General features: G+C 30.7%; 1 protein-coding gene. It reads left to right on the forward strand.

The window, feature by feature from the left end:
* Positions 1-158: 158 nt before the first annotated feature.
* Positions 159-905, forward strand: coding sequence for a hypothetical protein (locus ACVCXO_RS07605; RefSeq protein WP_452228997.1), 747 nt, complete (start codon positions 159-161; stop codon positions 903-905).
* The last annotated feature ends 526 nt before the right edge of the window (positions 906-1,431 follow it).

A 1,431-nucleotide genomic window follows, 5' to 3' on the forward strand; every position in this document is an offset into this window, starting at 1 on the left:
AATTACTAAACATAACAACGTATATATAAAATAGCTAATTGGTTGTTTAATCAATATTTTTTGTTTCTTTATAAAATATATACAAGCCGGAAAGACAAGTCATTATTTAAACGCTACTTTCCATATACGTATACGTTGGCATTCATTTAAACCGAACGATGAAAAACATATTTTTGATTTTATTAATATTTTCGATTTTGAGTTGTAAAGGTCAAAGCAAGACAATCGAAAAAACAGAACCTGAATTAGAAAATCTGATTTCTGATTTTGTCTCTGCTGATTGGCGCAAAGTCTATAAAGCAAAAGACAGTTTGCTGAATATCGGAAAACCATCAATTCCGTATTTGATAAAATTATTGGACAATCCAAAAGAATTTAGAAAATTGGAAAATACTGCTGACTTAATTTATCCAGGTGCAACTGAATTTTTTGGACACGGTTGGTTTATAAATTACGATTTGGATTGGATTGCGATTCGAGCAGGTTGGGCTTTAGAAAATTTGACTTCACAAAACTTTGGCTTTACCGAGAATGTGATTACCGAAAAAGAATTAATAGAATTACATAAAAAAGACTATTCGAGGTACATTGAAAACGGAAAACACAATGTAAATTTTGAAAGAACAAAATTTAAAGAACTTGATATTATAATAAAAAGTGTAAAGGATTGGTGGAAAACGAATGAAAAGGATTGGACAGCTCTTAACGGACTGAAAGAAGCAATTTTCAGTGATGACATAAATCGTCAATTAGACGCTATCCAACAAATGAGATATCCTCGTTTTAAAATTAAAGGATATAATCAAGAATGGTTTAACCTAGAAATCAGAGCACGAATTGTTGAGTTGAATAAAATAGACAATGAGGAATTGAAATTACAAACAGGATATTTATTACGAAAATAAAAAAACGAAATGCCAACACCGTATATAATTTATTGCTGGCTTCTCTCCTACTTACGAAAGTCCTCGCGGACTTTCTTGGTCGGTAATTATTTACTAAATTAGTTGCTTAAAACACGCAACAAACCATATACAACAACGTTATAAAAAATAGCCGAGAATCCTCAATTTCAACAAACTGAATTTCTTAAAACATAAATAATTGGATTATTATCTTACTCAAATCTTAATAAAATAATCTCGAATTCTGCTTACTCAATTCACGAATTGAATTCTTTGCGGAATTTTGACGCAAAGGAGAAATAACTCTTGCGCAGTTTTTTGAAGCCAAGGAAATTTTACCTCGCCAGGAAATGCTTACTCAATCGCAAAATACTCCAAAGAGTTTAAAAAAAACACTTTTCGCTATTCAACTGTAAAAGCAAAACACGTTTAGCTTTCCTCCTTTTATTGCGCAACTTAACGGCAAAGTAATTCGTGCTTAATTTGATGTTTAGCTACATTTTATAACAACGTATATAAAAAATTG

It is taken from the genome of Lacinutrix sp. MEBiC02404 (assembly GCF_053601575.1).

Bases quoted from the DNA above. Each gene is read 5' to 3' on its own strand.
- ACVCXO_RS07605 (WP_452228997.1), top strand. From the start codon at position 159: ATGAAAAACATATTTTTGATTTTATTAATATTTTCGATTTTGAGTTGT.